The sequence below is a fragment of the Aeromonas aquatilis genome, assembly GCF_054052405.1.
Window position 1 is genome coordinate 92818 of record NZ_JBSTYP010000012.1, and the last position, 7841, is coordinate 100658.

8 protein-coding genes are annotated in these 7841 nt (G+C 61.6%); all 8 read left to right on the forward strand.

Features of this window, described 5'->3' with window-relative positions:
* Positions 1-5: 5 nt before the first annotated feature.
* The 8 genes from nrfB (at position 6) to ACW5W8_RS06715 (ending at position 7643) form a co-directional block, all read left to right on the forward strand.
* Positions 6-611, forward strand: a complete 606-nt coding sequence (gene nrfB / locus ACW5W8_RS06680) for a cytochrome c nitrite reductase pentaheme subunit (RefSeq protein WP_498626996.1) — start codon at positions 6-8, stop codon at positions 609-611.
* Complete coding sequence (gene nrfC, locus ACW5W8_RS06685; protein WP_498626997.1) at positions 608-1288, forward strand: cytochrome c nitrite reductase Fe-S protein; 681 nt, start codon at positions 608-610, stop codon at positions 1286-1288. Before nrfB ends, nrfC begins: the two co-directional genes overlap by 4 nt.
* Positions 1289-1375: 87 nt before the next feature.
* Positions 1376-2329 carry a cytochrome c nitrite reductase subunit NrfD gene (gene nrfD, locus ACW5W8_RS06690; RefSeq protein WP_498626998.1) on the forward strand — a complete coding sequence of 318 codons (954 nt, stop codon included), beginning with the start codon at positions 1376-1378 and terminating at the stop codon, positions 2327-2329.
* 293 nt (positions 2330-2622) lie between these two features.
* Positions 2623-4590 (forward strand): heme lyase NrfEFG subunit NrfE, encoded by a 1968-nt coding sequence (gene nrfE / locus ACW5W8_RS06695; RefSeq protein WP_498626999.1) that lies wholly within the window; start codon positions 2623-2625, stop codon positions 4588-4590.
* Complete coding sequence (locus ACW5W8_RS06700; protein ID WP_498627000.1) at positions 4587-5213, forward strand: DsbE family thiol:disulfide interchange protein; 627 nt, start codon at positions 4587-4589, stop codon at positions 5211-5213. Before nrfE ends, ACW5W8_RS06700 begins: the two co-directional genes overlap by 4 nt.
* Positions 5210-6415 carry a heme lyase NrfEFG subunit NrfF gene (nrfF, locus tag ACW5W8_RS06705; RefSeq protein ID WP_498627001.1) on the forward strand — a complete coding sequence of 402 codons (1206 nt, stop codon included), beginning with the start codon at positions 5210-5212 and terminating at the stop codon, positions 6413-6415. The genes ACW5W8_RS06700 and nrfF overlap by 4 nt, the downstream gene beginning before the upstream one ends.
* Before the next feature lie 91 nt (positions 6416-6506).
* On the forward strand, positions 6507-7136 hold the full coding sequence (locus tag ACW5W8_RS06710; protein WP_498627002.1) for a DUF2268 domain-containing putative Zn-dependent protease: 630 nt from the start codon (positions 6507-6509) through the stop codon (positions 7134-7136).
* 54 nt (positions 7137-7190) lie between these two features.
* The gene (locus tag ACW5W8_RS06715) at positions 7191-7643 is read left to right on the forward strand and encodes an NUDIX hydrolase (RefSeq protein WP_498627003.1); all 453 of its coding nucleotides are present in this window, start codon (positions 7191-7193) and stop codon (positions 7641-7643) included.
* Positions 7644-7841: the final 198 nt, after the last annotated feature.

Genomic DNA, 7841 nt, shown 5'->3' on the forward strand with positions numbered 1-7841 from the left:
TTCCTATGGGTGATTTAACGATGGATTTTTTACGACTGATGCTGATGGCAGCCATGCTGCTCACCAGCCTGCAGGGGCAGGCCGCCGATGCGGCAAGCGCGCCAGCGGCCCTCCCTGCTACCCACGACGTGGCGTTTTTGCGCAATCCCGACAAGGCCTGCACCGACTGTCATAAGGAGCAGAGCAAGGGGATGCACGGCAAGCATGGTCAGGCGACCAATCCCAACAACCTGGCGCCGGTCACCTGCACCAATTGTCATGGCCAACCCTCCCCCCAACACCGGGAAGGGGTCAAGGATGTGATGCGCTTTAGCCACAGCCTGAAGGATAAAGAGAGCATCAAGCTTTATCCCATCAGCGAGCAGAACGGGGTCTGCATGAGCTGCCACGAGCCCAAAGGGCTGCGTGAGGCGCTCTGGGCCCACGACGTGCACGCCACCAAGCTCACCTGCACCAGCTGCCACCAGCTGCATCCGGCCAAGGAGCCCATGGTGGGGATCCCGGAGAAGTCCCGCATCAAGCTCTGCGTCGACTGCCACAGCAAACAGCATGAGGCCAGCAAGGCCCAGCAGGAGCAGTCCAAATCGGCTACCGGCAAGGAGGCATCATGAGCTGCTCTCGCCGTGACTTTATGGCGGGCATGGGCGCGGGGGCCCTTATCATGATGACGGGGCCGGTGCGCGCCGGGGCGGCTACCCTCGCCCACAGCCAGACTATCGATGGGGTACGCTTTGGCATGCTCCACGATGAGACGGCCTGCATCGGCTGCACCGCCTGCATGGATGCCTGTCGGGAAGTGAACAAGGTGCCACAGGGGGTCTCGCGCCTCGAGATCATCCGCTCAGGCCCCATCGGTGAATTTCCCGACGCCGAGTACCACTTCTTTCGCAAGTCCTGCCAGCACTGCGACAACTCTCCCTGCGTGCATGTCTGCCCGACCGGCGCCTCCCATATCCGCAAGGAGGATGGCATCGTCGATGTCGACGCGGACCTCTGCGTCGGCTGCATGTATTGCCTCGCCGCCTGCCCCTATCAGGTGCGCTTTATCAACCCTGTGACCAAGGTTGCCGATAAGTGCGACTTTTGCCGCAAGACCAACCTCGCGGCGGGCAAGGAGCCAGCCTGCGTGGAATCCTGCCCCACCAAGGCGCTGGTGTTCGGCAATCTGGATGATCCGGATAGCCCCATCGCCCAACGGCTGGTGAAAGAGACCACCTATCGCTACAAGCAGGCACTCGGCACCTCACCCAAGATGTACCGCGTGCCCAAAGGGGAGGTAAAGTCATGACCATGCAAGCGGCATTTCACTTCCCTTCCCTCGTGTGGGGATTTGTCCGATCGCCATCTACCGCAGTAACAGAAGGAGGAATGGCTCATGTTGCATGACGCATTTCACTTCCCCTCCCTTGTCTGGGACTGGCCCATCGCTATCTATCTCTTTCTGCTCGGCATCTCCGCTGGCGCCACCACCCTCTCGGTGCTGCTGCGCCGCAAGGGGGCCGGCAGCGAAAGCGGCATCATCAAGGCGACCGCCATTCTGGCGCCGGCGAGCGTGGTGCTGGGGTTACTGATCCTCATCTTCCATCTGGCCCGCCCCTGGACCTTCTGGAAGCTGATGTTCCACTACCAGTTCGACTCCGTGATGTCCATGGGGGTCATGCTGTTTCAGCTCTATATGGCGGTGTTGTTCGCCTGGCTGGCGGTAGTGTTTCGCACCGAGATCGAGGCAATGCGCAGCCGGTTGCTGAAAGAGAAGTTCGCTTTTGTGGATGGGCTGATTGGCTGGCTCGCCCGCATCGAACGGCTGCTGGCACCGCTGTTGCTGCTGCTCGCCGTGCTGCTGGGGGCCTACACCGGCTTTCTGCTCTCGGCGCTCAAGACCTATCCGCTGTTGAACAACCCGGTGCTGCCGGTGCTGTTTCTGGTATCCGGTATCAGCTCCGGCATCGCCTCCACCATCTTGCTGGCAGTGACGATCTTCAAGGAGAACCATCACAGCCAGGGGGTGAGCTTCGTGCATCGCTTCGAGCGGCCGGTGCTGGGGGTGGAGGTGCTGCTGCTGGTCTGCTTCTTTACCGGCCTCTACTTCGGTGGCGGTCAGAAAGAGGTGGCGATGTGGGCCGCCATCGGCAGCGGCTTCTGGGCTCAGGTGTTCTGGGTCGGCGTGGTGGGGATCGGTATGCTGCTGCCCCAGTTGCTGGCCCTGCTGACCCCGGCGCCCCTGCGGGAGCGAAACGGCCATCTGGTGCTGGTCTGCAGTCTGACCCTGATGGGGATCCTGCTGCTGCGCTACTTCGTGCTCTACGCCGGCCAGATGACGGTAGTTTAAAAACCGGTTCACGCTCCTGTTGCGAGGCCGTGATCAAGGCTCATGTGCTGCTCGGAATCCTCATGTATTCACATACACTCAGGTTCCTGCGCTGCTCTTTACCTTGCTGACGACCTCTCACGACGGATCGTGAACCGGTTATTGAGAGCTGGGGATAAGCGCCAGCCACCTTCGGGTGACTGGCGCTTATTTGTTGCGATGAATTGTTGCTAAGAATGTGGATGTTATCCCCCAGCGCCGGTACGGTGCAGACGCTGCGGCATAACATAGACGAATAATTGACTGGAGGTTGTGTGCTGGCGGAGCTCGGCTATCTCTCACTGTTGCTGGCGACCGGGCTCGCCCTGCTGCAAGGGCTGCTGCCCTGGCTGGGATTGCGGCTCGCCTCACGCCCGCTGCTGGGCTGCGCAACACCGCTGGCCCTCCTGGTCGCGCTCCTGCTGTTGGCCGCCCTGCTGCTGCTCGCCAGCTGTTTTGGCCTCGATGACTTCACCCTGGTCTATGTAGCCCAACACGCCAACAGCGCCCTGCCGCTGGGCTTCAAGCTGGCGGCCGTGTGGGGGGGCCATGAAGGATCCATGCTCTTTTTCGTTTTTGCGTTGGGGCTGTGGGGCGCACTGGTGGCCCTTTGCTCCAAGCGGGTCGATCCGCTGATCCGCACCCGGGTACTGGCCATCATGGGGCTGATCGTCGGGCTGTTCGGCCTCTATACCCTGATCTTCTCCAGCCCGTTTGACCGCCAATTCCCGGGGCCGCTGGAGGGGCGTGATCTCAACCCCATGCTGCAAGATATCGGCCTTATCATCCACCCGCCCCTGCTCTATCTCGGTTACGTCGGCTTTGCGGTCAACTTCGCCTTCGCCATGGCGGCGCTGCACTCGGGTCGGCTCGATGGCGCCGTGGCCCACTGGAGCCGCCCCTGGGCGCTCGGCTCCTGGGTGTTTCTCACCGCCGGCATCGTGCTGGGCTCCTGGTGGGCCTACTACGAGCTCGGCTGGGGCGGCTGGTGGTTCTGGGATCCGGTAGAAAACGCCTCACTCTTGCCCTGGCTGCTCGGCACTGCCCTGCTGCACGCCCTGATTGTCTGCGAGAAGCGCGGCGCTTACGGCCACGCCGTGCTGTTGCTCTCCATCTTCACCTTCGCCTTGAGCCTGCTCGGCACCTTCGTGGTGCGCTCCGGGGTGCTCACCTCAGTGCACGCCTTTGCGGTGGACCCCAGCCGCGGCCTCACCCTCTTGTTGCTACTCGGGCTGCTATTGACCTGCGCCCTCACCCTGTTTGCCCTGCGTGCGGATATCCGCGCCCCCTATGCCCGCTTCGGCTTGCTGTCAAAGGAGGGGCTGCTCGGCGCCGCCATCCTGCTGCTCTGCGTGGCCTGCGCCAGCGTGCTGCTCGGCACCTTCTATCCCATGGTGTTCCAGTCGCTCCATCTTGGCTCGCTCTCGGTGGGCGCCCCCTATTTCAATACCATCTTCGTGCCGCTGGCCCTCTGCCTGATGGGGCTGATGACCCAACTTCCGCGCCTGCGCTGGCAGCAGCTTGCGCCACATTCCCGACTCAGCGCTCTGTTGCCGCCGCTGTTTGGCCTGCTTGGCGGCGGGCTGCTTAGCCTTGCCTATCTGGAACAGGGATCGGTTTCCGGTAGCTGGATTGGCCTTCTCGCCAATATGGTGAGCCTCTGGCTGATGGCCAGCCTGCTGCTCCCGCTCATGCAACCGACGTCGCTGCGCGAGCTCACCCTCAATCGGTTCGGAAGCTTGCTGGCCCATCTCGGGGTGGCGGTGTGTGCCCTTGGCATCGCGCAGGTGAGTCACCACAGTCAGGAAGGAGGCACAGTGCTAAGTGCCAACCAGCCCTATCGGCTCGGCGCATTCGAGTTTCGCTATGAGGGGCGCGAGCCGGTGATTGGCCCCAACTACACCGCCGAGCGCATCACGCTTAGCGTGCACAAGAATGGTAAAGAGGTGGCGCGGCTGACACCGGAGCGGCGCCACTACAGCGTGCGAACCATGAACATGAACGAGCCCGGGATCAAGTGGGGAATGCTCGGCGATCTCTACGTGGTACTGGGTGAGAAGATGGGGTCAGATGCCTATGCCATGCGGCTGCACCACAAGCCGCTGGTGCGCTGGATCTGGCTCGGCGGCCTGTTGATGATGGCGGGCGGCACCGTGCGTCTGCTCGCCCGTCGCCCCTTGCTTGCCTCCCGTTCCGTTGCGGTTGGCACCTCCCGTCCCCGGCTCGAACAGGAGGTGTTATGAGATCCCGCCTGCGCCTCTTTCTTCCCCTGCTCCTTACTCTGGGGCTCGGCACCCCGCTCTGGCTCGGTCTTGGCAACAATCCCTACAGCCAGGATGAGGCGACGCTCGGACGTACCCTGCCTGCGTGGCAGAGCGACAATCTGCTGGGTGGGAGTCCGATCCAGACCGCCAGCCTCAAGGGGGAGCCCTTTGTGCTTAACGTCTGGGCCAGCTGGTGCGTCAACTGCCGCGCCGAGCATCCGCTGCTCAGCGAGCTCGCGTCCACAGTGCCCCTCTACGGTCTCAACTACCGGGACAAGGGGGATGCAGCCCGCGCCTGGCTTATTCAGGCGGGCAACCCCTATCGCGCCGTACTGGCGGACCCTGACGGCAAACTTGCCCTTGAGCTCGGCGTATACGGCACGCCGGAAACCTATCTGTTTGATGCCGATGGCGCCCTGCTCGCCCGCCATACCGGCCTGCTCACCCAGAAGATCTGGCAACGCCAGTTTGCCCCCCTGCTCGACCAGGCGAGAGCGGATGCGCAGATCAAGGCCGCCACAACGGCACCCGCAATTGCGCCATCTATTGCGCCATCTATTGCGCCGTCTATTGCAACATCAGCTCGGGAGACACAGCCATGATGTGCCGCTCTCTTGCCTGCGCCCTGCTGGCCCTCGGCATGCTGCTGAGTGCAACTGCATATTCCAGCGGGGTCGATACCTATCAGTTTCGCCACCCCGAGCTGCAAAATCGGGCTCAAGAGCTGGCCCGCGCCCTGCGCTGCCCCCAGTGCCAGAACCAGAATCTGGTGGAGTCCAACTCCCCCATAGCCCGGGATCTGCGACTCGAAGTCTACCGCTGGGTGGACGAGGGACAGTCTGATGAGCAGGTAATCGCCCGCATGACGGAGCGCTTTGGCGATTTCGTCCGCTACGATCCCCCCTTCAAGGCCAGCACTGCGCTGCTGTGGGGCGGCCCCCTGCTGCTGTTGGGGCTGGCGCTGTTGACCCTGTTTCTCCGCCTGACGCGCACAAAGGCGCAACCCATCCCTGCCGTTAAGGTAATCGATGAGTTAATCCATCAACCCGCGGCCGATCCGCGCAACCAATTGAATTTGCTGATCATGCACGGGGAGCAGGCAGGCCTCTCCCCCGCCCAACCACTCTACAGGGAGCTGAGCGCCGCCCGCCTGGCCAACGCCATCCCGGCGGCTGAGCTGGCCTTGCGCGCGCAACTGGCCAGCCAGCATGACAATCGCGGCCGCCATCATCGGCACGGGCGGGCCCTGTTGCTGCTTGGCATCATGGCATGCGTAGCCGTTGCAGCTGTGTATCTGAGCACCGGCCGTTATCAGGCATGGCAGGCTTATCAGTCGCGCCCCGATCCGCTGGCGGGGTTGAGCCCGCGGGATCTGCAGGACAAGGAGCTGGGGAGTCTGCATCAGAAGCTTCAACGCAGCCCTGCCGATCTCGACAGCTGGGCGGCGCTCGGCCAGCTCTATCTCTATCGCGGTGAATATGACAACGCCCTGCTCGCCTACCAGCGTCTTGCTCTGCTGGAGGGGGGCGCCAGCGCGGCGACCCAGGCCGCGCAAGCCACCGTGCTCTACTATCAGGCTGGCCAGCAGCTGACTCCCGAGGCAACCCGTCTGCTGGAGAGCGCCCTCAAGCAGGACGCGGGGGAAGTGAGCGCCCTGATGCTGCTCGCCTCCGATCACTTCCTGCATGGCCGCTACAGTCAGGCCATTGCCCTGTGGCAGCAACTGCTCGATGGCGAGCGCCCTCGCATCAACCGGGCCGCGCTGATCGAGGCGATCCAGACGGCAAGCATAATGGGCGGGTAACCCCTTGATTGAAGGAGGGTAATCGTGGTGATATGGCGCCGCGACCACGCAAGTGGCTCAGCACTCTCTTTCAATAGACAAGGATGTCTGGATGCAACTCACCCTGTTAAACGACTCGGGCAAATTCGATGGGCTCGATGACACCATTAGGCACGTTTTTGCCGAGACGGCGCACAAATTGAATGCCTTGTTCGATCTCTCCCAACTGGATGTCACCTTCAGCCCTTTTGCCGAGGGGGATGCTCCCGACTCGGGTATCGGTGGCTGGGCCATCAACATGTATCGAATAGAACTCCAGCTTGATCTGGAACGGCCCGACATCAAAGAGGTGATCATCACCGAATTGCCTGCCGTGCTGGCCCACGAAGTCCACCATATCGTGCAAAAGAAGAACAAGGTGGACGCAGAAACACTGGCCGAGACCCTGATTTTTGAAGGGCTGGCCTGCCACTTTGAGCAGAGGTTCAATGGCGGCACACTCCCCTCACTGTTCAAGGAGTCTCATCACCATGACTGGCAATCGCTGCTGGCAGAGATGACGCCCCATCTATCCAGCAAGCAGTTCAACTACTTAGACTTTTTCTACTGCCGTGATAACCGGCCATTTCCCAAATATGCCGGTTACTGGGTGGGGTTCAATCTGGTGGCCAACTATCTGGCCAAAAATGGCCTGAATGAAATAGAGGTCATGGGTCTACCCGCCGAAGCGTATTTCAATTAACACGCCTTCATACTGTTCGTGGCGATTACAGAGCCCAAATCCGGAGAGAAGATCATGATCCCCATTCGCTGCAAGGCCGTCTCTGGCGTTGCCCTTACCACTGTCGATGGCGAAACAAAGTTGCTGGTGATGAAGCGGGTCAAGGGAGGCTTCTGGTGCCATGTGGCGGGCACGGTGGAGGCGGGTGAAACCGGCTGGCAGACCATTATTCGGGAGTTTGGCGAAGAGACGGGGATCAGGGCCACCGAACTCTACAACGGCCAGTATCTGGAGCAGTTTTACGAGGCGAGCCTGAATACGATAGAGGTGGTGCCGGTCTTTGTGGTCTATTGCCCGCCCAATCAGGCGGTGACCCTCAACGATGAGCACACAGACTATCGCTGGTGTTCCCTGGCCGAGGCCAAGGCACTGGTGAGTTTCCCCGGCCCGAAGGCGCTCTACGACCATATCTGGCACCACTTTGTCGACAACGCCCCCTCTCCCCTGATGCGGGTCGATATCCGCTGACCGCGCACGGCTTCCCCCTGTAAATGCAACACGCCCCCGGATGGGGGCGTGTTGTATCTAAAGCCAGCCGAGCGCTTTTGTTAGCCCAAGCAAATGGCCTACGGCCGCAGATTGCTGAAGAACCCCCTCTTTTTCAAAGAGGGGGTTCTTTTTTCGCTCGGCGTCATGGGGCTGCTCATTGGCTGACAAGTCGGCCTA